Source organism: Gracilibacillus saliphilus (genome assembly GCF_010994085.1).
GTDB classification, from domain to species: Bacteria; Bacillota; Bacilli; order Bacillales; family Amphibacillaceae; genus Gracilibacillus; species Gracilibacillus lacisalsi.
In genome coordinates this window covers 82,680-104,205 of sequence record NZ_WJEB01000016.1, presented here as the reverse complement: position 1 = coordinate 104,205, position 21,526 = coordinate 82,680, and the positions used below count along the sequence as shown (strand labels likewise).

Genomic DNA, 21,526 nt, shown 5'->3' with positions numbered 1-21,526 from the left:
CCACCAATATATGGTTGTTATCTGTCTAAATTCAGATTAGATTTCAATGATTAGTTTCCAGTTATAATAAATCGAAAATAAGTGAATTCAATTATAGGAGAAGACATTAAGCTGAAAAAAGAGGAGAAATATAAATTGTATATTCAGTAGGATTGAAATTTCTAGAAAGGGAACAAAGGCTAATTTTTCTTTGCTCCTTCATTTTACTTATTAAGTTGAAAAGAGAATAACATTGTATTATTGACCTCCACTGCTTTTAGCCATTAGCTCTCTTTTATAAACGATTGGGAGAAATGCAATAAAAATACAAGCAACTCCACGATCTCTACTAAGTTATCAGCGATCGGGACCCTGCCCCCAATCACTAGATAACTTAGTAGAGGCACTGCAGTAAAGGAAAAGCAGCTTTGCTGTGGCTATTGTAGTGGTAAACTTATTGTCAATCATTGGTAAAACAAGTGTCGGTGGAGGACATGCAGATGATTAATTCTAATAGGTTTCTTACCAAATTCCCTACCAATAAAAAATTTTGGTAGGGATTATTTTGGTGTTCGGCTTAGTAGTCTTATATTCGAAGATAATAAAGTTGTCTACCTTTATGGTGTCACTTCATCATTTTTTAAAGAACTAGTGGTAGTTTCTTAGCTAAATCAAATACTTTTTATTCTAAAATCATCAAACGGAACGGAAATGTCTCGTTTAAGAAACAGATCAGTCTGAGCAAATAAAGCGCAGTTGATAGCTCGTTGTTCGCGTTTATTTAAGGAGTGATTCCTCGCTTGTAGCAATCTAGAAGAAATATGGGAATCGTTAGTATGCTATACTTTTATTCCAACAAATCGAAAGGAGTTTTGCATTCTTGGATACTTATACCTCTGAACGCTTTATACATGAGTTGCAGCAACATCAAAATGAAGCGGAAATCGAAAAAGTGAAAAAGTTTTTTAAAGATTCGGATGAAAACACGAAGTGCTTAGGTCTTAACATGCGTACGGTATTCCAAATTGCTAAGCAATTTAAGGATATGACTTTAAGCGAAGTCGAACGGCTTCTGGAAAGCGATTATTATGAAGTGAGAATGGGCGCTGTGAGCATTATGGATTTTCAGGCCAAAGCCAAGAAACTCCCGGAGGAAAACAGGCAAGCTTTGTACGATCTATATATACGGAGACATGATCGAATCAACAACTGGGATTTCGTTGATAGAGCGGCACCTTCTGTAATCGGGACTTATTTGTTGGATAAACCAAAGGATAAACTGTACGAAATGGCACACTCCTCTAATATTTGGGAACGAAGAACAGCTATGGTAAGTACGTATAGCTTTATCAAAGCCGGCAACACGGAGGACACATTTGCTATCGCTGAGATTTTGGTACATGATCCTGAAGATTTAATCAACAAGGCTGTGGGCAGTTTTATTCGTGAAGCTGGCAAGAAAGACGAAGATAAGCTGAAATCTTTCTTAAATAAACACGCTCACACCATGCCCAGAGTCACCTTGAGATACGCTATAGAGAAGTTTGATAAAAGTACAAGGGACTACTACTTAACTCTAAAGAAGAAAGAGAGGTAGCAATGATGAAGCCTATGTCAGGGAAAGTGGCTTTGTAGCTGGAGGAACTCGGGGGGCAGGCATAGGTAGCGCCATTGAATTGGGGGCTACAGGTACAACGGTCTATGTCACTGGACGTACAACAAGGACGAGGTGCTCTGAATAAAACCGACGAAAACGAGTGAAGAAACCGCTGTATTGGTTGATCAGGCGGATGGCACCGGAATTGCGGTGCCAATCGATCACCTCGATCCTATTCAGATTCAGGCTTTAATCGCTGGAATTGAACGCGGGCATGGTCAACCGAATAATTTGGTCAACAATATCTGGGGCGGCGAATAAATGGTAGAGTGGAATGTCCCTGTGTGGGAACATTCATTAGAAAACGGGATGCGTATGCTAAATCTGGCCATAGACATCCATATCATTATAAGTCACTACATGCTGCCGCTACTAATCAGCAACCCCAACGGGCTTGTTGTTGAAGTCACGAACGGCACGAAACTCTATAATGAAACAAACTATCGGTTATTGTTATTCTAAGATTTGGCGAAGAACTCCGTCATCCGAAAGCCAAGTCTTTGGAAAATGAACTCGCCCCCTTCCAAGGAACTGCCCTATCCGTATAACCAGGGCTGGATTGAGTCCAGTTGAATACCGAACTCAATTCAGCCAATCAGCTTCATAATAAAACTCTAACTTTGGGGGTAACCACCATCGGTTTGGGCTATTTTTAGTCTAACTATCAATCAAGCAAAAGCTGGTATGCTTTACGCTCACCGTGTTCAATAGGAAAATAGATCATTCCCCTATAATTAAATCCTGCATTCACAATCACTTTTTGCATAATCTCATTTTTCGGATATGTATCAACACGTACATCTTTAAATTCCATTTGACGTGAGAGTACAATTAAATCATGTAATAATATTTTAGATAACCCTTTCCCACGGACCTGTAAATCTACCGCGATTCTATGGATAACGATGTAAGAATCTTCTTGTTCTTCCCATGATCCTTCCGTTATATTTTCGTAAGGCGCTTCTGGTCCAGGAACTAACGCACCGTACCCCGCTACCTTGTTATCGTAGATTAAGACATGTGCATATCCTTTTTCGATATCCTGTTTAATTAATTCAAGTGTCGGGCCTTCTCCATTTTGCCATTGTGGCACCTTTTGCTCCTTTAAATAGGCAATTCCATCATTTAAAATCGACATGATTGCTTCTGCATCATGTAATGTTGCTTTTCGTGTATAGACGAACATAGTTTAATCCTCCGTTTTTTTTAAAATGTGTTTTTTTATTATTAACGAGTTTATACCGCTTTAACAAGCAAAACGCATTTCTTAAAGATAGCAAATGGTTTTAAATTGTGTGCTTGCTGTTCTTCATACCGATTAAAGCTAAAAGAATAATAGTTTTTATCAAAAGATGACCAACTTCCTAACGACTCCCAAACAAAATGACTAACATCGCATAAATCATAATCATTACTATTTACGTTTTGGTTTCAATGGTTTATAATATCATATAATCGTAATGGTTACGATTTATGTAGTTTTTTTGGATAGTTAAATTGATTCTTTATAGAAAGGAGAACGTTGCTAGGTAGGTTTAAACTTAAATCTATTGGTCGAGAAGATAAATAAATGCTGCTATCCAAAACGTAATAATGATGATTAAAGAAAAAATGTATAGGAGAGGAAAGAAAAATGAAAAGGTTACTCACAAGTTTATCAATTTTATTGTTAATCAGTTTCCTGACAGCATGTCAAGGTACAGAAAGTGAGCAAGTGGATGGAACAGAGGAAGGAGAACAAGAAGTACATACAGACGAAGAACACGACCATCATGAAGACGAAGGACAAGAGATAGAAGCACCAGAAGGTATTGAAATCGAAGGAGTTGCTGACCACTATCATACAGGAGATACAATTGAGTTATCTGCAGTCTTAGAGGAAGATTCAGAGTTCGATCATTGGCACTGGTATAGTAGAGAAAGTGAAGACGCTGAATGGGAAGTTGTGTCAGGACAAGAAACAGAAACGTTTACAGGAGAAGCGACAGTAAACGGGTTAGAAATTAAAGCTGTTTTATTTGATGATGATCACGAACCGAGTGTTCAGTCTGCGTCAGTTAAGGTTGTTATTGATGACCATCATGGACATGATGAAGAAAGTCAACAAATCTATGAAGGTTACTTTGAAGATAGTCAAGTAGAAGATCGTGAATTGTCTGATTGGGAAGGAGATTGGCAATCGGTTTATCCATATCTTTTATCTGGAGATTTAGACGAAGTGTTTGAACATAAAGCAGAAGATGGAGATATGACAGAGGAAGAGTACAAGGAATACTACACTATTGGATACAAAACAGATGTTGAACGCATTATTATTGAAGATGGCCAGGTAACCTTTTTTGAAAATGGGGATGAATATACAGGAGAGTACAAATCAGATGGTTACGAGATTCTTACTTATGAAGCAGGTAATAGAGGTGTACGATTTATATTTGAATTAGTAGATGGATCAGATGAAATGCCTCAGTATATTCAATTTAGTGATCATAATATATTCCCGGTTGATTCTCATCATTATCACTTATATTGGGGAGACGATCGTGAAGAACTGTTAGAGGAAGTTACGAATTGGCCAACGTATTATCCTTCCGAATTAGATAAGGATGGAATCGTTCAGGAAATGCTAGCACATTAATTGTTTGAATGGCGTTATTACAATGGTTGGATAAGAATTTTTTAACCCTCAAGGGCTAACAAACCTGCTGAGGGAAGTCTGACTTTATCATAAGATAATAAAAAATGTAAGGAATATAACAAAGAAGGTATTTTTTTAGTGTTTAAATCGTAATCATTACGTATAAAGTGGTGTAAGGAGAATGGATAATGAAAAGAAATTGGTTAGTCACTGTTTTATTTAGTTTCATTATGTGTGCTACTCTCTTGGGATGTAATCAAAATGAGGGTGAAAGCACTGCAAATGAAAAGTTATCAGTTGTCACATCGTTTTATCCAATGTATGAATTTACTCAACAAGTAGCAGGGGATCAAGCGGATGTATCACTGATGGTCTCTGCCGGTGAAGATGCACACCATTATGAACCAAGTGCACAAGATGTAGCAGGTGTCAATGAAGCAGATGCATTTGTATACAGTAGCGAAGAAATGGAACATTGGGTTGAGAGTTTATTAAATACCATAGAGAACGATGAGCTTGTAATAGCTCGTACAGCAGATGGTGTTGATTTAGTTGATACTGAAGGATCAGACCATGGCCATGACCATGATCATGAGGATGAGGAAAATCATGAAGCTACTGGAAATATAAACATTCAAGGTGTTGCGGATCATTATCATACTGGTGACATGATCGAATTAACAGCGGAACTAGATGAAGATGTAGAATATGATCACTGGCACTGGTATACAAGGGAAAATGCTGATGAGCAATGGGAAACTATTCCGGATCATGGAGGACCTGAATTCGAATATGAAGCCTCAGGAGAAAGTTTCGAACTCCGAGCGGTACTGTTCGATGGCGAACATAATGAATATGCAGAATCAGAACCAGTAGAAATTGTCATTGATGATCATGATGGTCACGATGGTCACGATCATGACCATAGCGAAGAAGAACACGATCATAATCATGGTGACGAAGGCGGGCATGATCACGAACATGGTCAAGACGAGGAACATGATCATGACGAGGAATCTGGTCAGGATCATGAAAATGGAACTGGTGCCATTGAAATCGCCGGCTTGGCGGATCACTATCATACAGGAGATGTAGTTACACTTGTTGCTCAGCTCAATGAAGATCTAGAATATGATCATTGGCACTGGTTTACACGTAAAAGTGAAGAAGAGGAATGGGAAGTTGTATCTGGTCAAGATACCGATCACTTTGAGTATGAAACGACTGGAGAAAGTTTCAAAGTACAAGCGGTACTTTATGACAACGATCATAATACGTATGCGGAATCAGAGCCGGTGTCCGTTGTCATTGATGATCATGAATCACACGATCCACATATTTGGCTAGACCCGGTATTAGCACAAGAACAAGTGAATGTTATTCGTGATGCACTAATTGAAGCAGATCCAGATGGGAAAGAAATTTATGAAGAAAATGCAGAAGCCTTTAATGAAGAGCTTCAAGCATTAGATGAAGAATATCAGACTGCTCTTGAAGATGCAGAGAATCGTGCGTTTGTAGTGCAACACCAAGCATTTGGATACCTAGCACAACGATATAATTTAGAGCAAATCGCAATTGGCGGTTTATCTACAGAAGTAGAACCAAGTCCATCGCGTATTGCTGAGATTGGAGACCTTGTGAAAGAGTATAATGTTCCAGTTATTTATTATCAACAGGGTGCTAATTCAGCAATAGCAGAAACGGTCGCTACTGAAACAGGAACAGAGACAGCAGCTTTGTATGATTTAGAAGTATTGTCTGAAGAATTACAAGCAGAGGATTTAGGATATGTGGATGCGATGCGTCAGAATTTGGAAGCTTTACAATTAAGTGTTCAATAACAGGATTTTTAAATCATAAGTCGAAAGAATATCATAAAAGAAAGGTCGCTTAATGGTGCATTATATTGAAGTGAAAAACCTTGCCTTTCAGTACGAAGAAGAACCAGTGTTAGAAAATATTTCATTTGAAGTAGATGCAGAAGATTTTGTAATGCTAACAGGTGAAAATGGTGCAGCAAAAACGACACTATTACGCAATATTTTGGGATTACTTAAGCCATCGAAAGGTAGTGTCCAAATTGCTTCCCAAAATCGTTTGGGTGAGAAGTTAGTTGTCGGATATGTCTCTCAGCAAGTTGCTTCTTTTAACGCTGGCTTTCCAAGCACTGTACTGGAGCTTGTACAATCCGGTCGCTATCAGAGAGGTAAATGGTTTAAACGTTTAGATAAAGAAGACAAGGAGCATGTCCAACGTTCACTTGAATCAGTGGGAATGTGGGACATGCGTCATAAAAAAATAGGGGAGTTATCTGGTGGACAAAAGCAGCGGATTTCTCTCGCACGTGTATTCGCAACAGATCCTGATTTATTTGTGTTGGATGAGCCTACAACGGGAATGGATGTGAATTCTCGTGAGGAATTCTATAAATTATTGAAGCATAATAGCAGTGAACATGGTAAGGGAATTTTAATGGTTACACACGATCATGAAGAAATTCGCCACTATGCTGATAAACATATTGAGCTAGTGAGGAAGGAGGACTCACCGTGGAGATGTTTTTCCATGGATTCATGCAAAGAGCTTTCCAAGCCTCACTCTTAATATCATTAATTGCACCAGTTTTAGGCTTGTTTTTAATTTTACGTAGACAATCTCTAATGGCAGACACGTTATCCCATGTCTCCTTAGCAGGTGTAGCACTGGGCTTGTTAATTGGTGTTAATCCAACATGGACCAATATGTTAGTGGTAGCGGTGATTGCGATATTACTGGAATATTTGCGTGCGGTGTACCGCACCTATTCGGAAATTTCTATTGCGATTTTGATGTCAGCCGGAATGGCTCTAGCATTAGTCCTGATGGGATTAAGTGATGGCGGGGCAACTTTAAGTATCAACCAATTTTTATTTGGTTCGATTGTTACCATTAGTGAACAGCAAGTATGGATGTTATTAATGCTTACCATTATTATTAGTCTACTATATTTAGTTTTTCGCAAGCCTATGTATATTTTGACATTTGATGAAGAAACAGCCTTCACCGCTGGGCTGCCTATCAAAACGATGTCTGTTTTGTTTAATGTATTAACAGGAATAACAATTGCTGTGATTATGCCTATCGTTGGGGCTTTGTTGGTTTCAGCCATTATCGTTTTACCTGCTGCTATCTCGATGCGCTTAAGTAAAAGTTTTAATGGTGTTATTTTAATCGGAATAGTTATTGCATTAATTGGGATGTTAAGTGGCTTAGTCGCTTCTTATGAAGTAGGTACTCCCCCGGGAGCTACGATTACATTAATTTTAATTGTCGTTTTTGCTATCACAGCATTTATCAAGAATGTATTTGGTTACATTAAATTTGAAAGATTTTTTAAGAAAAGTAATATATGAGAATAGAAAAGAAGTCGCGACTTTAGAAAATGTTGCGACTTCTTTTGACTTCTGTTCATGACTAAACACAACATTTCCCAAAGTAGATGTCTCAGTTAAACCGACTTTTCTGGTTTATAGCTCTGCGCTTAGCTAAGAACATTAAAGTGATAAAGTTCTAGGATTTTCTATTCCAATTTATGCTAAAATAAAAGAAAAAAGGTGGAATACAATTGAACCTAAAGTTGATTGATGAAATCAATATCTTGGTTGATCGAAAGTTAGTTATATGGTTGAATGTATGGGCTATGGTGATGTTCTTCGTGTTGTTAGTTGGTGGATTTGGTTTATTCTTGCCTCCAGAAGGGTCTGTCCCTATTACTGCATTAGGTTTACTCAGCTTCTTCATCACTTTAGTCCTTACCTTCTTCTTGCATGAATGGATTCATGGCATCTTCTTTAAAATTTTTGCTCCTGGGTCCAAAGTGCAATATGGATTTAAAATTGGCATGCTTTATGCAGCTAATCCGGGCACGAAATACAACAAACAACAATTCACTGTGATTGTGACCATGCCTTTTGTTATTATCACTTTATTAGTTTTTTTGTCGTTTATTTTTCCCATTAATCGGGTGGCCCTCTATTTACTGTTTGCGATACATACATCTGGTTGTGTTGGGGACTTTTACTATTGCTATAAGTTATGGCGTAACAAAAATCGCCCGATTCTGATAGAAGATACTGCAGAAGGGATTAAAATATTTGAGGTATTAAAAACGAACAATACTATAGAAAGATAAAAAAATATTCGGATTTAGTCTTGACTAAATGAAAGCTGCCTAGTAATATAGTAATATATTAATGCAACTTCATATTAACCATAATCATTCGTCGTATAATGTTGGGAATATGGCCCAAGAGTTTCTACCAGAGCACCGTAAATTGCTCTGACTACGAGGAGGATGTAGGATATATTATTTTTATTTAAACTACGCCGAATTGTAAAGAAACACTCTTGGAATCTCTAAGAGTGTTTTTTGTTTGGCTAATGAATTATAGGGGGGAAAGTAAAAGTGAGAAAATATTTTGAATTTGATCGATTGGGGACAAACTATCGTACGGAAACAGTAGCAGGTATTACTACCTTTTTAGCTATGGCCTATATTTTGTTTGTTAATCCTGATATGTTAGCTACAGATGGAACAGGTATGGATAAGAATGCAGTATTCGTTGCAACAGCTCTAGCTGCAGCAATTGGTACGTTAATTATGGGGGTTTTTGCTAAATATCCTATTGCGCTTGCGCCAGGGATGGGATTAAATGCATTTTTTACTTATTCAGTTGTTCTAGGTCATGGAATCCCATGGGAAACAGCGTTAGCGGGTATTTTCGTATCAGGTATTATCTTTATTATTTTGACACTTACAGGTATTCGTGAAAAAGTAATTAATGCAATTCCTTCTGTTTTAAAGCTGGCAGTTGGTGCAGGTATTGGTTTGTTTATTGCATTTATTGGTTTTCAAAATGCTGAAATTATTATTGCAGATCCGTCTACCTTAGTTGCATTAGGTGATTTGACGGTGGGGACTACTTTGTTGGCGGTTTTTGGTATTGTGATCACTGTTATTCTACTTGCTATCGGGATGAAAGGTGGCGTATTTTACGGGATGATCATCACAGCCATTGTTGGGATGATCTTTAGTCAGGTGCCAATTCCTGAGCAAATTGTTGCGCCTGTACCTAGTATGGCTCCAACATTTGGTGCAGCATTTGCTCATTTAGGGGAAGTATTTACTTTAGAAATGCTAGTCGTTATTTTAACGTTCTTATTCGTAGACTTTTTTGATACGGCAGGTACGTTAGTTGCAGTTGCTTCGAAAGCAGGTTTATTAAAGGATAATAAACTACCAAGAGCAGGAAAAGCGTTATTCTCAGATTCAGCTGCTACTGTTGTGGGTGCAACTTTAGGAACATCTACAACTACTTCATATGTAGAATCTGCAACAGGTGTTGGTGCAGGTGGACGCTCTGGTTTTGCATCGGTTATCACAGCATTATTATTCATTTTAGCATTATTCTTTTCCCCATTGTTAGGAGTAGTTACTTCTGCGGTGACAGCACCAGCATTAATCATTGTTGGGGTATTAATGGCATCATCCTTAAAAGACATTCCATGGGATGAATTTGATGTGGCTGTACCAGCGTTTTTAACAGTTGTAACCATGCCATTAACATACAGTATTGCCACAGGTATCGCGGTAGGTTTTATTTTCTACCCGATTACAAAGGTAGCGAAAGGTAAAGCAAAAGAAATTCACCCAGTGATGTGGTTCCTATTTGTTATCTTCGTCTTATATTTGGCATTTTTACATTAAAGTAATGGAAAGCTCTGGCATTTGTCAGAGCTTTCGTTTTGAGTGAATTTCCGCTATCATCCCTCTCAAAACTGTTTCTATCCAAACTAGTTGTTTGTGCTTCACTATTTTACCTATTTCTTATTTGTTATACCTATTTATTTTACGTAACTATGAAAGACTGACTACACAGGCTATGTTAGACGGGCATATACTACTATAAACTAATAGACGGGAGAGTGTTTGAATGCCCGAACATTGTGTAAAAGTGCCAATTGTTTATGATTGGATTACAATAGATGACAAAATTAGCAAATGCAAATTCATTCCGGTGAGACAGAGTGTCAAAGAAATGGAAGATTGTATTTGTATAAATTTTAATGTCAATTGCCAGAACAACTTCCCAACAACTATTTGGCAGGCTGTTGGAGATACGGTTAATGCAGCAACATTTTCGATTGAGCACAAAGGAAGTTGTTCGTGCGATTTGATTATATTTGCTAACGATGAAGAAATAGCACAAGTATCGGAAAGTAATACGTTCAGTGGGACGATTGGTGAATTAGAAAAACTTTCTGTGTTATGTGCAAATGGTTGTGGGGACGAAATAAATTGTGAGGCAATGTTAACAATAGTTGTCCATTACCTGATTTGTGAAGAAGCAAATGTAGATGACAATCCAAAGGAAGTTTCATGCTTTTTATCAGATGAAAATGGAGATCCAATACGGACAGATAGAGAGAATCCGTTTGTGTGCAGAGAGATTAGTCGAAGTATAACGAGGCGAAGTGAGACTTTTCATACGTCAAGAAGCGGGAAAATATCTTTGCAGAAAGTAAGTATACTATTAGAAGGTCATGTAACGGTGAAAATTGTGAATGCAAGTGATGATTGTGTTGTATTGTGTACGTTTCCCATATCTATTATGAAAACAGTGCTTCTTTGTGCACCTGAAGGCACACAGGTTAAGTGTTCAATAGATCAAATTAATTGCAGTGCCAATATTATCGATGAAAACCGTTATAAAAATTGTTGGAAAGTATGTTTGAATATAGATTTTTGCTTAAGTGTTCAATCCTTTTATAAAGCAATTGTTCATATAGAAGGAAACTTATGTGAACCAAGAAAAGATATACGTGAAAGTGTCTATAATTGTTATTAAGGTTTAACATGCTATTCATTGTCTGTAATCTCCTCTACTTAATCCATAAAACAAAGGCTTTTCGTCTAATACTGACGAAAAGCCTTTTGTTCATTACACAAGTGTGTCATCTAATCGTACGATGGTTAATGCAGCACCTTGCCCAGCTTGTAATGTTGCTAGCCCTAGTAAACCGAAAAGTTGAAGTGTTACGGTATCTCCAGCATTTAAGTTTGTAATAACAAATGCGCTTAGATTACTAACTGTAAGAACTGGGTTTCTTTCCGAACTCTCTAACGGTGTACCATTTATTAAAAGGCGTGCACCAACTAATAGTCCTGCCGTGAAGTTTACATTGAATTGAATAAAGTATCTACCGGTTTCAGAAACGGTGAAAACCGTATTTGCGGCATTGGCTGTGATGCCATTTAAATTCTGTGCATTTGGTAAAGGTACAGGTGTACCTCCAAGTATAACTGAAATAGCTGATTGTGAAGTGTTAGCTGCAAAACCAGAAGTTTCAGTTATTACAGGTCCAGCCGGTCCTTCGGGTCCGATCGGTCCAGCAGGTCCCTCAGGTCCAGCCGGTCCTTCGGGTCCGATCGGTCCAGCAGGTCCCTCAGGTCCAGCCGGTCCTTCGGGTCCGATCGGTCCAGCAGGTCCCTCAGGTCCAGCCGGTCCTTCGGGTCCGATCGGTCCAGCAGGTCCCTCAGGTCCAGCCGGTCCTTCGGGTCCGATCGGTCCAGCAGGTCCCTCAGGTCCAGCCGGTCCTTCGGGTCCGATCGGTCCAGCAGGTCCCTCAGGTCCAGCCGGTCCTTCGGGTCCGATCGGTCCAGCAGGTCCCTCAGGTCCAGCCGGTCCTTCGGGTCCGATCGGTCCAGCAGGTCCCTCAGGTCCAGCCGGTCCTTCGGGTCCGATCGGTCCAGCAGGTCCCTCAGGTCCAGCCGGTCCTTCGGGTCCGATCGGTCCAGCAGGTCCCTCAGGTCCAGCCGGTCCTTCGGGTCCGATCGGTCCAGCAGGTCCCTCAGGTCCAGCCGGTCCTTCGGGTCCGATCGGTCCAGCAGGTCCCTCAGGTCCAGCCGGTCCTTCGGGTCCGATCGGTCCAGCAGGTCCCTCAGGTCCAGCCGGTCCTTCGGGTCCGATCGGTCCAGCAGGTCCCTCAGGTCCAGCCGGTCCTTCGGGTCCGATCGGTCCAGCAGGTCCCTCAGGTCCAGCCGGTCCTTCGGGTCCGATCGGTCCAGCAGGTCCCTCAGGTCCAGCCGGTCCTTCGGGTCCGATCGGTCCAGCAGGTCCCTCAGGTCCAGTAGGTCCTTCGGGTCCAGCCGGTCCTTCAGGTCCAATTGGTCCCTCGGGTCCAACCGGCCCAGCAGGTCCTTCGGGTCCGATCGGTCCAGCAGGTCCCTCAGGTCCAACCGGCCCAGCAGGCCCAACCGGTCCTTCAGGCCCAACCGGTCCCTCAGGTCCTCGAGGTCCACGTGCGCATCCTCCACCACTACTATCATGAAAATTAATGCCTGACAATGAATCATCACCTCTTTAATATTTGTTATGCAGAAAAACTACCTCCAGAAAACAGATCACAGTTAATAGTGAAGTATGAAATTTAGCTAACAGAGTTAAAAACAATGGAACTAAAAATCACATTCTATTTGATAACGCGGCGTAATACATAATTGTCCTATTGCTATATCGCCTTCAGCGCCCGGCGGTACAGTTACTTCGATTCGGGTAAAATTAATACTGGTGAATGCTACACTACTACCCTCATATACTGTTAGTGGCCCCCCCACTAGTTCACCACCATTGAAAAAGCTAAAAGTTACAAAATCTGAAGCCCCTTCATCATATGCTAAGTAACCTGAAGCTACTATATTCAAGCCGGAAGCGACATATATATCCTGTGAAACGCCTTGAGGAGAACTCCAACCAACACAAACTTGATCCATTACAAAATTACAATCTGGAGCCTGAGAGCAAACAGATGAATGACAGTTGCTGCAAATTTTCCCCATTTTCCCATTACTCACCCTTTCATCCAAGTTATTCATTATGAGTAGGAAGAAAAAAGATTAAGGGATTTGTTGTCATCTGGGAATCTATTAAATGAGAACAAACGAGTGATTCTCCTTCCTTCTCCATGTATCACTCGTAGTATATGCGGAAGGAGATAAAGAAATATGGACCAATATATTGGATAAGCTTCATTTGGACGAAAAAATATAAATAAGTAAGCAACTATGTCAATAATATAAAAGTTAGTTTTATATTATTGAACGAAATCTCGGATTATGTGAGCCCTTACATTTGGAAGTTTACCTTTTTTATTGGTATACTTTATAGCATAAGGGAAATAGTAACTGGACTTGAAGCAAGTTCAGTGAAAGGCTAAGGAGGCAAAAATGAAAACGATAACAAATCCAGTGTTACCTGGCTACCATCCTGATCCGTCAATTGTAAGAGTGGGAGATGATTATTATATTGCCGTTTCCACCTTCGAGTGGTTTCCAGGTGTGCAAATCTATCATTCTAAAGATCTAATAAATTGGGAGCTAATAGGTTATCCGTTAACAAGAGAATCACAGTTAAATATGTTAGGTAATGTTAATTCAGGAGGCGTTTGGGCGCCATGCTTATCTTATGCCGATGGTGTTTTTTACTTAATCTACACGGATGTCAAAAGCAGACAGGGAGCATTTAAAGATACCCATAATTACCTAGTAACAGCGAAGAATATCGAGGGACCATGGTCAGAACCTATTTATCTCAACAGTAGTGGGTTTGATCCTTCTCTTTTTCATGATGACGATGGTAAGAAGTGGCTTGTAAATATGATTTGGGACCATCGCAAAGGAACGAATTCTTTTGCAGGTATAGCTTTACAGCAGTATTTGCCTACTGAACAAAAATTAGTTGGCCCAATTAAGAATATTTTCAGAGGTACGGAACTAGGATTAACAGAGGCCCCTCATTTATATAAGCGAAACGGCTACTACTATTTGTTAACTGCTGAAGGTGGTACATGGTATACTCATGCAGCTACAGTAGCACGTTCCAAATCGATTGATGGTCCATATGAAGTGGATCCCACTAATCCAATTCTAACTTCTGATAAATCGCAAGAAAATCAGCTCCAAAAAGCGGGGCATGGTTGTTTTGTAGAGACACAAGACGGTGAATGGTATATTGCCCATTTATGTGGACGTCCTGTTATTGACGACAAGTGTATATTAGGGAGAGAAACAGCGATACAGAAATGCTATTGGACAGATGATGACTGGATTAGAGTTGTAGATGGACCACATCCAAGCAATATAGTCGAAGCTCCTAATCTACCAGAATTTGAAGCGGAAAAACTGCCAAACTATGATGATTTTAATGATATTAAACTACTAAAATATTGGAATGCATTGAGACGGACCTTTGATGGAGATTGGTTTAACTTAACAGACAGACCTAGTTATTTACGTTTGTTTGGTGAAGAATCAGTAAGTTCGTTCCATCGACAAAGTATGTTGATGAGAAGGCTGGAACATTTCGATGTAGAGGTCGAAACCAAAATTGATTTCCATCCCGATCATTTTCAACAAATGGCTGGACTAATGATTTACTACGATACCAATGATCTTGTCTATTTACGAGTAACAGAGCATGAGGAGCATGGTAAATGTTTAGGTATCATCGAAACGAAGTATGGTGAGTATGATGAACTGCTCGGTAAAGATGTCGCATTACCAGAAAACACGGAAATATATTTAAAAGCAGAGATTCATTGCCACCTTTTACAATTCTTTTACGCGACAGAAGAAGGAAACTGGCAAACGATCGGAGAACAAATAGATATAGGGCATCTTTCCGATGATGACGCCGAATACATTCGTTTTACTGGAACATTTGTTGGAGTGGCCGCTCAAGATTTAAGTGGTCAGCGCAAACATGCAGATTTCGATTATTTTCACTATAAAAGATTACTAATGGAGGGATAGTCATGAAGAAAGCGCTTATTTTTCAAGGTGGCTGGGAAGGTCATGAACCAAAAGAAGTGGCAGATATTTTAGGTGACATTCTTAAGGAAGAAAACTTTGATGTTAAAATAACGGATACGTTAACAACATTGCAAGAAGATGATTTAACCCAATATGACTTAATTGTTCCGAACTGGACACAAGGTACAATCGAAAAAGAACAACTGCAACCTCTATTAGACGCAGTGGCTCAAGGTACAGGTTTAGCTGGTTTACATGGCGGTATGGGAGATTCATTCCGCTGGGAAGTAGACTATCAATTTATGGTCGGTGGCCAATGGGTAGCACATCCGGGTAATGACGGTGTTTCCTATCATGTACATATAGTAGATCCAGATCACCCGTTAACAGAAGGGATGGAGGATTTTACCGTTGTATCGGAACAATATTATATGCATGTTGATCCTGCTGTGAAGGTGCATGCGACAACGCGTTTTCCAGTAGCAGAAGGGCCTTATCAGACCAATGGTGAAGTAGATATGCCGGTAGTCTGGACGAAAAAATGGGGCGAAGGAAAAGTGTATTACTGTGGGTTAGGTCATGTAGCTGAAATTGTCCGTATGCCAGAAGTAATGAAATTAATGAGAAACGGAATGACTTGGGCAAGCAGATAAAGGGGGAGTCAACATGAAGGTTGGAATTATAGGTTGCGGTAATATCAGTCGTATTTATTTACAGAATGCAGCAAGGTTTGGCAATTATGAGATTGAAGCAGTTGCAGATATTGTAAAAGAACGTGCAGAGGAACGTGCTCAGGAATACGGAATTCCGAAGGCATACACAACAGAAGAATTGTTAGCGGATTCAGATATTGAGTTAGTTATTAATTTAACAATTCCAGCAGTTCATGCAGAAATAGCGATTCTAGCATTAGAAAATGGCAAGCATGTTTATGGTGAAAAGCCGTTAGCAGTTAGCCGAGAAGACGGTAAGCGGATGTTAGAAGTGGCACAGGAAAAAGGATTATATATCGGTAATGCTCCAGATACCTTTTTAGGAGCAGGGATTCAAACGTCACGTAAATTGATCGATGATGGTTGGATTGGAAAGCCAATCTCTGCCACAGCATTTATGATGATTCCGGGTCATGAGAGCTGGCATCCTGACGCTACCTTCTATTATCAGGAAGGCGGAGGACCAATGTTTGATATGGGACCATACTATATAACGGCTCTTATCAATTTGATGGGACCGGTATCCCGTATTACTGGCTCTGCTCAAATGACTTATAAGGAAAGAACGATCACAAGTGAACCGAATTACGGTAAAAAAATTCAAGTAGAAGTTCCTACTCAGATTAACGGGGTACTTGATTTTGAATCTGGTTCAGTTGCTTCTATTATTACAAGCTTTGATACTTGGCACCATCAGCTTCCGAAAATTGAAATTTACGGTACAGAAGGTACGATTTCTGTCCCGGATCCGAATAATTTTGGTGGTCCTGTTTATATAAGAAGAAAAGAGCATAAAGAATGGTCTGAAGTACCTTTGACACACGGTTTTAGTGATAATAGCCGTGGGTTGGGTCTCGCAGATATGGTTGATGCTATTGAGAATAAGCGGACGGCAAGAACAGATGGACAGTTGGCATTTCATGTACTTGATATTATGCACGGGGTACATGATGCATCACGTGACAATAAACATTATGTATTAACAAGCAGTTGTAAACAACCCGAACCATTACCAATAGGCATTGATGAAACATTCTTTAATAAAAATACGTCGATCTCCAGGTAACTTAGGCAGAACGCGGACATTTGTTCCGCTATTTGTGACAAAAATGACGTTTTTAGGCTATCAGCGGACAGCTATTCCGTTATTCATCGAAGTTAATGCTGATTTTTAACGAAAGGTACCAAATAAGGGATTAAATGCCCGCCAACATCGAAAATAGGCTATTATTCATCTAAATAACGTACTAAATGTCCGCTCAACAAACGTTAGCAATAGTTATCTATCGGGCTTTTGTCCGGTTAAAAAAAATTACTTAATGAGGTGAATGAAATGAAGTTAGGAGTATTTGCTGTTTTGTTTGGTGATAAGTCGTTAGAAGAAGCACTTGATCAGGTAAAGGACGCAGGTTTGGAAGCTGTTGAAATAGGGACAGGAGGATATCCAGGGAATGCCCACTGTAATCCGACAGAGCTTTTAGCGGATGAAGCAAAATTAGCGGCATTTCAGCAAGCTTTTACTGAAAGAAATATTGAAATAAGTGCACTTAGTTGTCACGGTAATCCATTACATCCTAATCAAAATATCTCCGGTCAGCATCATCAACAGTTTGAAGAGACAGTGTTATTAGCCGAGAAGATCGGTGTCGACACGGTAGTTACCTTTTCCGGATGCCCAGGAGAATCGGAGTATTCTCAATATCCAGTATGGGTAACTGCTGCTTGGCCAGAAGATCATCCTGAAGTTTTAGAATGGCAATGGCAAGAGAAAGTCATTCCTTACTGGAAAGAGCAAAATGACTTTGCCGCACAACACAATGTCCGTATTGCCATTGAACCTCATCCAGGGTTTGTCGTATTTAATAATGAAACCGCTTTGAAGCTTCGTGATGCATGTGGGAAAAATATCGGTGTCAACTTTGACCCAAGTCATTTATACTGGCAGCAAATGGATCCTGTCGCTAACATTAAAGAGCTTGGAGAGCATGATGCGTTGTTCCATTTCCATGCGAAAGATACGGCAATTGATCCGCAAAACACAGCAGCAAATGGTGTGTTAGACACAAAACCATATAGTGATGAACTAAATCGTTCTTGGATTTTTCGTACTGTTGGTTATGGTCATGGTGAAGAAGAATGGAAAAGAATTATTAGTGCGCTGCAACTAGTAGGCTATCAAGGTGCTGTAAGTATTGAACATGAAGACAGTTTAATGTCTGTTGAGGAAGGATTCCAAAAAGCAGTAGCAATTCTGAAAAATGCTTTAATTAAAGAAAAGGTTGGTGAAATGTGGTGGGCGTAAATCAAAAAGTAAGAATCGGTATGATTGGTTATCAGTTTATGGGTAAAGCACATAGCCATGCTTATCGTGATCTTCCCTTTTACTTTGATAATCCGTTGGTACCGGAGTTAAAAGTGATTGCTGGTAGGAACGTAGAGGCGGTCAAAGAAGCCCAAGAGAAAATGGGATGGGAAAGCTATGAAACGGATTGGAAAAAGGTAATCGAGCGAGACGATATTGATGTGATCGATATCGTAACACCGAACCATACTCATGCTGAAATTGCGATTGCAGCAGCCAAAGCAGGAAAACATATTATTACCGAAAAACCACTAGCACTAACTGTAGAGGAAGCAAAAGAAATGCTTCAAGCGGTTGAAGAAAATGGTGTAAAACATATGATTTGCCATAATTATCGCTTTGCACCAGCTGTTCAATATGCCAAAAAATTAATTGAAGACGGTAAAATAGGCCGTGTCTATCATTATCGAGCGAATTATTTACAAGATTTTATAATGGATCCTAATTTTCCATTGGTATGGAGACTAAAAAAAGAAGTATCCGGATCTGGTGCGTTAGGTGATATCGGCGCTCACAGTATTGACCTTGCTCGCTTCTTAATTGGTGAATTCGCGGAAATCACTGCCACGATGGAAACGTTCATTAAACAGCGTCCAATCGGCGAGATGACTGGAGGTCTTAGTGCCAAAGGTGATACAAATGAAATGGGTGAAGTAACCGTTGATGATGCTGTAGCCTTTCTTGCCCGCTTTGAAAATGGCGCATTAGGTACATTTGAGGCAACTAGATTTGCTGGAGGAAACCGCAACAAAAACAAATTCGAAATTAACGGTGAAAAGGGCTCAATCCGTTGGGATATGGAAAATATGAATAATTTAGAAGTCTACTTTGCGGATGATGAGGAGGGTACACAAGGCTTTCGCCTGATCAATTGTACCGAAGAAGTCCATCCATATGTTGGAGCATATTGGCCACCAGGACATATTATTGGATATGAACATACCTTTATCCATTTAATTGATGAATTTTTCCGTGGTATCGCAGAAGATTATCAACCTGCTCCAAACTTTGAAGACGGTGTGAAGAACCAAGTCATCTTGGAAGCAGTAGAGAAATCATCAGAAACGAAATCATGGGTATCCATTAAATAATATGGAAAAACAGGAGAGACGACACTGATGGTTTCTCCTGTTTTTATCATCTACTCCTCAAATTCCTCAATGTCAATGGCATGCTTTTTCTTCTTATTATTTACCAACCGGTGAAGGTGGATCGTCATCAAACCTTGTTTCAATGTCGCTGTAATACGATCCTCCCTTACTGGAAAAGGTAAGTCAATTTTTCTTGAGAATTCTCCATGTAAGATTTCCTGCTTTATTAATTTTCCCGATTGTTTAACAGGAAAAAGCGTCCCCTTTAATTCCAATACCTCATAATCAACGAAAACTTTCACGTGTTTACGATCCTTAATTCCGGGCAAATTAACATAAACGATTACTTCATTGTCTAATTCGTACATATTAACTGCTGGAATTGGCGGTTTAACCATATGTTCAAAGTCGTCCCAAAAGTTGCCGCCAAAGAATTGATCTAAGTTATTTTTCCAATCATGCATATGTTGAAACGGATCCAAAATTACCTCTCCCCTTTCTCTTTTTGCTGTGATAAAATGGTTTCGCTATGTTATAAGATATGACTTTGACAAATCGTTGTGCATTAGCGGAGGTGTGTTAAAATGCTTGAAAACGCGTTTATGATGATTACTATTATTATGATCATCAATATTGTCTATGTATCGTTATCCACACTAAGAGTAATTCTTATGTTAAAAGGTAGACGATATATTGCCGGAGCAATAAGTATATTCGAAATCATGATCTATACGCTAGGTCTTGGCATCGTGTTAGATAACTTAGGAGAGATTCAAAATCTAGTGGCTTACGGGCTGGGCTATGGCCTTGGTGTAGTCATCGGTTCAAAAATAGAAGAAAAATTAGCGCTTGGATATATTACGGTTAATGTGATTTCTTCAGATCCAGATATCTCATTTACAAAACAGTTAAGAGATAAAGGCTATGGCGTAACGAGTTGGTATGCGTACGGCATGGACGGCGACCGGTTATCGATGCAAATTTTATCACCGAGAAAATATGAGCTTCATTTATACGAAACGATTAAATCGATTGATCCGAAGGCCTTTATTATCGCCTACGAACCAAAACAAATCCATGGTGGGTTCTGGGTAAAACAAGTTAAGAGAGGGAGGATTCGCAAAAGTGTCCAAAAAGCAGAAGAACAACAACAAGAAGCCAGCCAAGAAGAAGTTCGAAGTAATGGAGAATGAAACCATTGATGATTGCTTAGATAGAATAAAACAGGAAGGGTATCAGCCGACAAGGCGGGTGGAGGAACCAGTTTTCATAGAAGAAAATGGTCAACCAGTTCCTAATGGCAGAAAGATAGTATTTGATGCAAAATTAGTAAAACACGAACATTAAGAGACATTACCATACGTGAATGGTTCGCTTCATTCTGTTCTTTTTAATTTTCTGATGATAATAATCAACCTCTTGTAAATAATAATTTTGAATGATTGTAACTATTTAAAGGAGGATGATTATGAATCGTTTTAGATGGGGGATAGCTGTAGTTTTTCTTTTAGTAATAATTATGACTTTGAATTACACAGGTATTCTTAATTCTAGAGATGCAAATTCAGTAAGTGCAGTTGAAACAAGGACATTTACGAAGTATCACAAGCAGGAAGCTGTTCCGGTGTTTTTAAATAAGAAAGGTGAAGAAGAGAAAGAGAAAGAAGAAGACGTTGAAACGAAATTAAAGGAGCAAGCAAATCAAATTATAGAATTATTAGCAAATCAAAACTTTGAAGAGCTTGCAAACTATGTACATGAGGAGAAGGGACTCTTATATTCTCCATATGTTAATGTGAGTGAAGATGATCTTGTTTTTGAGCCAAGCGAAGTAGCAGCATTCAAGGAAGATACAGAAGAGTATGTATGGGGTGTGGAAGATGGTAGTGGATTTCCTATTGAGTTAACTCCAGTCGAATATCATGAAGAGTATGTCTATCAAGCTGATTACCTTAATCCGGATGAGATAACGTTTGATAACACGGATAGCCGTGGAAATATGGTCAATAATATTAAAGAATTCTTTCCAGATTCGCATCAAGTAGAATTTTATAAAGAAGGTCAGGAAGAGTTAGATTGGAGCAGCTTGCATGTCGTTTTTGAGCCAAATGAACAAGATGAATGGAAACTCATTGCATTGGTGAATGATGAATGGACGATATAAAAACAGGAGCTTGTATGGCCAAAGAGGCAGCAAGCTCTTGTTTTTAGCATTTAAACTGGTATCACTCTTGTTT

At 39.4% G+C, this 21,526-nt stretch carries 20 protein-coding genes and 1 riboswitch; of the genes, 16 read left to right on the top strand and 4 right to left on the bottom strand.

What is annotated here, in order from left to right; translation table 11 throughout:
* The first annotated feature begins 859 nt into the window (after positions 1 to 859).
* On the top strand, positions 860 to 1,576 hold the full coding sequence (locus GHT08_RS12685) for a DNA alkylation repair protein (protein WP_163581763.1): 717 nt from the start codon (positions 860 to 862) through the stop codon (positions 1,574 to 1,576).
* Between the two features lie 724 nt (positions 1,577 to 2,300).
* On the opposite strand, the gene GHT08_RS12675 is transcribed toward GHT08_RS12685, so the two are convergent.
* The gene (locus GHT08_RS12675) at positions 2,301 to 2,822 is read right to left on the bottom strand and encodes a GNAT family N-acetyltransferase (RefSeq protein WP_163581762.1); all 522 of its coding nucleotides are present in this window, start codon (positions 2,820 to 2,822) and stop codon (positions 2,301 to 2,303) included.
* A gap of 447 nt (positions 2,823 to 3,269) precedes the next feature.
* Between GHT08_RS12675 and GHT08_RS12670 the strand changes: the two genes are divergently transcribed.
* The 7 genes from GHT08_RS12670 to GHT08_RS12640 all read left to right on the top strand — a co-directional run bounded on the left by GHT08_RS12670 (position 3,270) and on the right by GHT08_RS12640 (position 11,161).
* A complete protein-coding gene (locus GHT08_RS12670; RefSeq protein ID WP_163581761.1) occupies positions 3,270 to 4,271 on the top strand; it encodes a ZinT family metal-binding protein in 1,002 nt (333 codons plus the stop codon).
* Between the two features lie 188 nt (positions 4,272 to 4,459).
* Complete coding sequence (locus GHT08_RS12665; protein WP_163581760.1) at positions 4,460 to 6,115, top strand: metal ABC transporter solute-binding protein, Zn/Mn family; 1,656 nt, start codon at positions 4,460 to 4,462, stop codon at positions 6,113 to 6,115.
* Between the two features lie 52 nt (positions 6,116 to 6,167).
* A complete protein-coding gene (locus tag GHT08_RS12660; RefSeq protein ID WP_420370977.1) occupies positions 6,168 to 6,878 on the top strand; it encodes a metal ABC transporter ATP-binding protein in 711 nt (236 codons plus the stop codon).
* Complete coding sequence (locus GHT08_RS12655) at positions 6,824 to 7,666, top strand: metal ABC transporter permease (RefSeq protein ID WP_163581759.1); 843 nt, start codon at positions 6,824 to 6,826, stop codon at positions 7,664 to 7,666. Before GHT08_RS12660 ends, GHT08_RS12655 begins: the two co-directional genes overlap by 55 nt.
* Positions 7,667 to 7,878: 212 nt before the next feature.
* Positions 7,879 to 8,445, top strand: a complete 567-nt coding sequence (locus GHT08_RS12650; protein ID WP_163581758.1) for a DUF3267 domain-containing protein — start codon at positions 7,879 to 7,881, stop codon at positions 8,443 to 8,445.
* Between the two features lie 71 nt (positions 8,446 to 8,516).
* Positions 8,517 to 8,619, top strand: a riboswitch (purine riboswitch).
* 99 nt (positions 8,620 to 8,718) lie between these two features.
* Entirely contained in the window at positions 8,719 to 10,020 is a 1,302-nt protein-coding gene (locus GHT08_RS12645) for an NCS2 family permease (RefSeq protein ID WP_163581757.1), read from the top strand.
* 226 nt (positions 10,021 to 10,246) lie between these two features.
* The gene (locus GHT08_RS12640; protein ID WP_163581756.1) at positions 10,247 to 11,161 is read left to right on the top strand and encodes a BMQ_0737 family morphogenetic spore coat protein; all 915 of its coding nucleotides are present in this window, start codon (positions 10,247 to 10,249) and stop codon (positions 11,159 to 11,161) included.
* Positions 11,162 to 11,254: 93 nt separating this feature from the next.
* On the opposite strand, the gene GHT08_RS22005 is transcribed toward GHT08_RS12640, so the two are convergent.
* Both GHT08_RS22005 and GHT08_RS12630 read right to left on the bottom strand, forming a co-directional pair.
* On the bottom strand, positions 11,255 to 12,661 hold the full coding sequence (locus tag GHT08_RS22005) for a BclA C-terminal domain-containing protein (protein WP_193568294.1): 1,407 nt from the start codon (positions 12,659 to 12,661) through the stop codon (positions 11,255 to 11,257).
* A 110-nt stretch (positions 12,662 to 12,771) separates the two neighbouring features.
* Entirely contained in the window at positions 12,772 to 13,152 is a 381-nt protein-coding gene (locus tag GHT08_RS12630; RefSeq protein WP_337747526.1) for an S-Ena type endospore appendage, read from the bottom strand.
* Positions 13,153 to 13,539: 387 nt separating this feature from the next.
* On the opposite strand from GHT08_RS12630, the gene GHT08_RS12625 reads away from it, so the two are divergent.
* The 5 genes from GHT08_RS12625 to GHT08_RS12605 all read left to right on the top strand — a co-directional run bounded on the left by GHT08_RS12625 (position 13,540) and on the right by GHT08_RS12605 (position 19,289).
* A complete protein-coding gene (locus GHT08_RS12625; RefSeq protein WP_163581754.1) occupies positions 13,540 to 15,123 on the top strand; it encodes a glycoside hydrolase family 43 protein in 1,584 nt (527 codons plus the stop codon).
* 2 nt (positions 15,124 to 15,125) lie between these two features.
* Entirely contained in the window at positions 15,126 to 15,776 is a 651-nt protein-coding gene (locus tag GHT08_RS12620; RefSeq protein ID WP_163581753.1) for a ThuA domain-containing protein, read from the top strand.
* A 13-nt stretch (positions 15,777 to 15,789) separates the two neighbouring features.
* Complete coding sequence (locus tag GHT08_RS12615; protein ID WP_163581752.1) at positions 15,790 to 16,902, top strand: Gfo/Idh/MocA family protein; 1,113 nt, start codon at positions 15,790 to 15,792, stop codon at positions 16,900 to 16,902.
* 267 nt (positions 16,903 to 17,169) lie between these two features.
* On the top strand, positions 17,170 to 18,138 hold the full coding sequence (locus GHT08_RS12610; RefSeq protein WP_163581751.1) for a sugar phosphate isomerase/epimerase family protein: 969 nt from the start codon (positions 17,170 to 17,172) through the stop codon (positions 18,136 to 18,138).
* Positions 18,129 to 19,289 (top strand): Gfo/Idh/MocA family protein, encoded by a 1,161-nt coding sequence (locus GHT08_RS12605; protein WP_193568293.1) that lies wholly within the window; start codon positions 18,129 to 18,131, stop codon positions 19,287 to 19,289. Before GHT08_RS12610 ends, GHT08_RS12605 begins: the two co-directional genes overlap by 10 nt.
* A 50-nt stretch (positions 19,290 to 19,339) precedes the next feature.
* On the opposite strand, the gene GHT08_RS12600 is transcribed toward GHT08_RS12605, so the two are convergent.
* The gene (locus GHT08_RS12600) at positions 19,340 to 19,771 is read right to left on the bottom strand and encodes an Hsp20/alpha crystallin family protein (protein ID WP_163581750.1); all 432 of its coding nucleotides are present in this window, start codon (positions 19,769 to 19,771) and stop codon (positions 19,340 to 19,342) included.
* A 102-nt stretch (positions 19,772 to 19,873) separates the two neighbouring features.
* Here GHT08_RS12600 and GHT08_RS12595 point away from each other — a divergent pair, with 102 nt between their 5' ends.
* From GHT08_RS12595 to GHT08_RS12585, 3 genes are all read left to right on the top strand, one after another.
* Complete coding sequence (locus GHT08_RS12595; protein WP_163581749.1) at positions 19,874 to 20,482, top strand: DUF2179 domain-containing protein; 609 nt, start codon at positions 19,874 to 19,876, stop codon at positions 20,480 to 20,482.
* Positions 20,472 to 20,636: an NETI motif-containing protein gene (locus GHT08_RS12590; RefSeq protein WP_163581748.1), complete on the top strand. Its 165-nt coding sequence runs from the start codon at positions 20,472 to 20,474 to the stop codon at positions 20,634 to 20,636. Before GHT08_RS12595 ends, GHT08_RS12590 begins: the two co-directional genes overlap by 11 nt.
* Before the next feature lie 121 nt (positions 20,637 to 20,757).
* The gene (locus GHT08_RS12585) at positions 20,758 to 21,453 is read left to right on the top strand and encodes a hypothetical protein (protein WP_163581747.1); all 696 of its coding nucleotides are present in this window, start codon (positions 20,758 to 20,760) and stop codon (positions 21,451 to 21,453) included.
* Positions 21,454 to 21,526: the final 73 nt, after the last annotated feature.

Excerpts from the sequence above, each read along its gene's own strand:
- GHT08_RS12675 (WP_163581762.1), bottom strand. The coding sequence starts at position 2,822 with ATGTTCGTCTATACACGAAAAGCAACATTACATGATGCAGAAGCAATC.
- GHT08_RS12670 (WP_163581761.1), top strand. The coding sequence starts at position 3,270 with ATGAAAAGGTTACTCACAAGTTTATCAATTTTATTGTTAATCAGTTTC.
- GHT08_RS12665 (WP_163581760.1), top strand. The coding sequence starts at position 4,460 with ATGAAAAGAAATTGGTTAGTCACTGTTTTATTTAGTTTCATTATGTGT.
- GHT08_RS12660 (WP_420370977.1), top strand. The coding sequence starts at position 6,168 with ATGGTGCATTATATTGAAGTGAAAAACCTTGCCTTTCAGTACGAAGAA.
- GHT08_RS12640 (WP_163581756.1), top strand. The coding sequence starts at position 10,247 with ATGCCCGAACATTGTGTAAAAGTGCCAATTGTTTATGATTGGATTACA.
- GHT08_RS12630 (WP_337747526.1), bottom strand. The coding sequence starts at position 13,152 with ATGGGGAAAATTTGCAGCAACTGTCATTCATCTGTTTGCTCTCAGGCT.
- GHT08_RS12625 (WP_163581754.1), top strand. The coding sequence starts at position 13,540 with ATGAAAACGATAACAAATCCAGTGTTACCTGGCTACCATCCTGATCCG.
- GHT08_RS12620 (WP_163581753.1), top strand. The coding sequence starts at position 15,126 with ATGAAGAAAGCGCTTATTTTTCAAGGTGGCTGGGAAGGTCATGAACCA.
- GHT08_RS12615 (WP_163581752.1), top strand. The coding sequence starts at position 15,790 with ATGAAGGTTGGAATTATAGGTTGCGGTAATATCAGTCGTATTTATTTA.
- GHT08_RS12610 (WP_163581751.1), top strand. The coding sequence starts at position 17,170 with ATGAAGTTAGGAGTATTTGCTGTTTTGTTTGGTGATAAGTCGTTAGAA.
- GHT08_RS12595 (WP_163581749.1), top strand. The coding sequence starts at position 19,874 with ATGCTTGAAAACGCGTTTATGATGATTACTATTATTATGATCATCAAT.
- GHT08_RS12590 (WP_163581748.1), top strand. The coding sequence starts at position 20,472 with ATGGAGAATGAAACCATTGATGATTGCTTAGATAGAATAAAACAGGAA.
- GHT08_RS12585 (WP_163581747.1), top strand. The coding sequence starts at position 20,758 with ATGAATCGTTTTAGATGGGGGATAGCTGTAGTTTTTCTTTTAGTAATA.